Source organism: Rhodoferax sp. (assembly GCF_039922535.1).
Lineage (GTDB): Bacteria > Pseudomonadota > Gammaproteobacteria > Burkholderiales > Burkholderiaceae_C > Rhodoferax_B.
This window is the reverse complement of the sequence record NZ_JBDTEM010000289.1, coordinates 1-3,267: the sequence shown is the minus strand read 5'-3', so window position 1 is coordinate 3,267 and position 3,267 is coordinate 1. Positions and strand designations below refer to the sequence as shown.

The 3,267-nt window shown below is 65.0% G+C and carries 4 protein-coding genes; 1 reads left to right on the top strand and 3 read right to left on the bottom strand.

The window, feature by feature from the left end; all coding sequences use genetic code 11:
- Positions 1 to 33: 33 nt before the first annotated feature.
- Together ABI213_RS13550 and ABI213_RS13545 are read right to left on the bottom strand one after the other, a co-directional pair.
- Positions 34 to 750, bottom strand: coding sequence for an LrgB family protein (locus ABI213_RS13550; protein ID WP_348027515.1), 717 nt, complete (start codon positions 748 to 750; stop codon positions 34 to 36).
- Positions 743 to 1,108: a CidA/LrgA family protein gene (locus ABI213_RS13545; protein WP_348027513.1), complete on the bottom strand. Its 366-nt coding sequence runs from the start codon at positions 1,106 to 1,108 to the stop codon at positions 743 to 745. The genes ABI213_RS13550 and ABI213_RS13545 overlap by 8 nt, the downstream gene beginning before the upstream one ends.
- 148 nt (positions 1,109 to 1,256) lie before the next feature.
- Here ABI213_RS13545 and hppD point away from each other — a divergent pair, with 148 nt between their 5' ends.
- Positions 1,257 to 2,333 carry a 4-hydroxyphenylpyruvate dioxygenase gene (hppD, locus tag ABI213_RS13540; protein ID WP_348004909.1) on the top strand — a complete coding sequence of 359 codons (1,077 nt, stop codon included), beginning with the start codon at positions 1,257 to 1,259 and terminating at the stop codon, positions 2,331 to 2,333.
- 195 nt (positions 2,334 to 2,528) lie between these two features.
- Here hppD and ABI213_RS13535 read toward each other — a convergent pair.
- A partial coding sequence (locus tag ABI213_RS13535; protein WP_348027511.1) for an IclR family transcriptional regulator occupies positions 2,529 to 3,267 on the bottom strand: 739 nt, incomplete at its 5' end.

Sequence of the window (3,267 nt, the reverse complement as noted above, 5' to 3'; positions counted from 1 at the left end):
CCGTGTTTACCGCAATCGGTTACGTGTCTTGTCTCACCCCCACCAGCGAAACACCAGCGGCATCAGCAACGACGACAGCACCGCCTGCATACCCAGCGCGATGCCTGCGTAGGCACCGGCATCCGGGTGCACCTGCAGCGCCCGCGCCGCGCCTATGCCGTGGGCGGCGGTGCCCAGCGCAAAGCCGCGTACCGCCCAACTGTCCACCTTCAACAGGTTGAACAGGTACTTGCCCGACAAGGCCCCCACCAGGCCCGTCAACACCGCAAACACCGCCGACAGCGCGGGCACGCCGCCGATACGCTCGGCAATGCCCATCGCTACCGCCGCGGTGACGGATTTCGGGGCGAGTGAACGCACCACGTCCCCCGGCATGCCCAGCGCCCAGGCGATGGCGACTGCGCTGCCCGCCGCCGCCGTCCCCCCGGCCAATGCGGCTAGCGGCAAAGCCACACCGCGCCTGCGCAACTCCGCGCGGCGCAGCCACAGCGGCCACGCCAGCGCCACCACGGCGGGGCCCAGCAGCACATGCACAAACTGCGCGCCCGCAAAGTACGACGGATACGGCGTGTGCGTACCGGCCAGCACACAACCCAGCACCACCACCGACCAGAGCACGGGGTTGGCCCAGGGCGCGCGCCCAAACCGGTCGTACGCGGCCTGCGCAGCGGCGTAGGTCAACAGCGTAGCGGTCAGGCCAAACAGCGGCGTGGCCGACAAAAACACCCAGAGCTGGACGAAATCAGCCATGGGCTTCTTCCTTCACCGGGTCGGCCCGCAGCAAGGCACGCAGCACCAGCGCCGTCACCGCCAGGCCGATCCAGGTGGGCAGCACAATCACCACCAGCAATTGCACGCCGTATTGCGACACCAGCGCCATGTGGGTGATAACCCCCACACCCACCGGAATGAACAGCAGCGACAAGTGCGCCAACAGCAGCTCCGCCGCTGCCGCCACCGGCTCGCGCACCCATACCAGGCCCAGCGCGGGAAGCAGTAGCACCAGCCCCACCACCGGCCCCGGGAACGGCAGCAGGAAGAAGTGCGCCAGTCCCTCCCCGGCGGCTTGCAACAGCAGCAGATAGGCCAGCCCGCGCAGGGCCATCATGGCGCAAGCTCCCCAAGCGCTGCGTAGGCTTTGACTCTCACGCTGAAATCCTGTGTTGTTTGCATGGTTAACGCTGTAAGTTGATTGAAAACTGCGCAGTGCCTGCGGGAAGATGGCCCCCACAACCCGCACCGCAAGGATACACAGCATGGCAGATTTATTCGACAACCCGATGGGCCTGATGGGCTTTGAATTCGTAGAATTCGCCTCCCCCACCCCCGGCATCCTGGAGCCCGTGTTCGAACGCATGGGCTTCACCCTGGTGGCCAAGCACCGTTCTAAAGACGTGGTGCTATACCGCCAGGGCGCGATCAACTTCATCATCAACCGCGAGCCCAAAAGCGTGGCCGGCTACTTTGCTGCCGAGCACGGCCCCAGCGCCTGCGGCATGGCGTTTCGGGTGAAGGATTCGCACCATGCCTATCGACGTGCGTTGGAACTCGGTGCCCAACCGATTGAACTCCACCCCGGCCCGATGGAGCTGAACCTGCCCGCCATCAAAGGCATTGGCGGCGCGCCGCTGTATTTAATCGACCGCTTTGAAGACGGCAAATCGATCTACGACATCGACTTCGACTTCATCGAAGGCGTAGACCGGCACCCGGTCGGCCACGGCCTGAAGTTGATCGACCACCTGACGCACAACGTCTACCGCGGCCGCATGGCTTTCTGGGCCGACTTCTACGAGCGTCTGTTCAACTTCCGCGAGATCCGCTTCTTCGACATCAAGGGCGAATACACCGGCTTGACCAGCAAGGCCCTGACCGCGCCCGACGGCAAGATCCGCATCCCACTGAACGAGGAATCGCGCCAGGGCGGCGGCCAGATCGAAGAGTATTTGATGAAGTTCAACGGCGAAGGCATACAGCACATCGCCCTGATTTGCGACGACCTGCTGGCCACCGTGGACAGCCTAGCCCTGGCCGGCGTGCCGCTGATGACCGCCCCCAACGAGGTGTATTACGAGATGCTCGACACCCGCCTGCCCGGCCACGGCCAGCCGGTGGCCGAACTGCAAACCCGCGGCATCCTGATGGATGGCTCCACCGAAGGCGGCACACCGCGCCTGCTGCTGCAAATCTTCTCGCAAACCCAGCTGGGCCCGGTGTTCTTCGAGTTCATCCAGCGCAAAGGCGACGAAGGTTTTGGCGAGGGCAACTTCAAGGCGCTATTCGAATCCATAGAGCGCGACCAGGTGCAACGCGGCGTGCTGCAAACCGCGTGAATGTTGAACACCCCCCAGGCTCCACGCTTCGCGTTTCCGCCAACCCCCTTGCAGGGGGCGAACCCTGTGGCCCGGCAAAGCCGGTTCCACGGGTTCCTGGGTTAAAAGCCGTGGTTTCTATCGCGAGTGCTGAGTAGTTATCCATTGAGCATGAAATTGGCCGCTAGCGCATATATAACCTGCGCTAGCAGCTACTCAAACCATAGCAAACCCCAGCCGCCGCGACACCTCGCTGGCGGCCTCGCGCACCGCCACCGCCATGGCGGAATCCCAGCTGGCGTCAAAGTGGTCGGCATGCCCCAGCACCGTGAACACCAGCGCTACACGGCCTTCGTGGTCAAAGGCAGCGGCGCTGAAGGCGTTCACGCTTGGGATGGGCCGGCCCAATGCACGCGTAACGCCGTGGGCCTGCATTTCCTCCTGGGCCGAACGCAGCTCGGCGTCAAGACTCTCCGCACCCGCCTGGTCCGCCGCGCTGAAGCGCATCGATGGGTCTACCGCGCTGAAGCGTCCCATGGGCCCGGCCAGGGCTTCTTCCAGAATCTTGCGCGGCAGTGCGGCAGCAAAGGCGCGCCCGGTGGCCGTGCCCAGCACCGACATCACCGTGCCCGCCCGCATGTTCACGTGCAGTGGCTGGCGCGCCTCGATCATGCGCACCACCGTCGGCCCCATATTGCCCCACAGCGCAATGATCACGCTCTGGTCGGTGCTAGCAGCCAGCCGCTCGGCCACCGGCACCGCCACCTTCATCGGGTCCAGCTGGTGCAGGCAGCTCAGGCCCAGCTGCAGCGCTGCCGGCCCCAGCGCGTACAACCCGTCGGCCTGCTGCTCAACCAAGCCCAGCTTCGAAAAACTGACCAGATATGGATGGGCGCGCGCGGCTGGCAGATCGGCCTGGGCCGCCAGGTCCTTCAGCGCCATCGGCCCCGGGTGG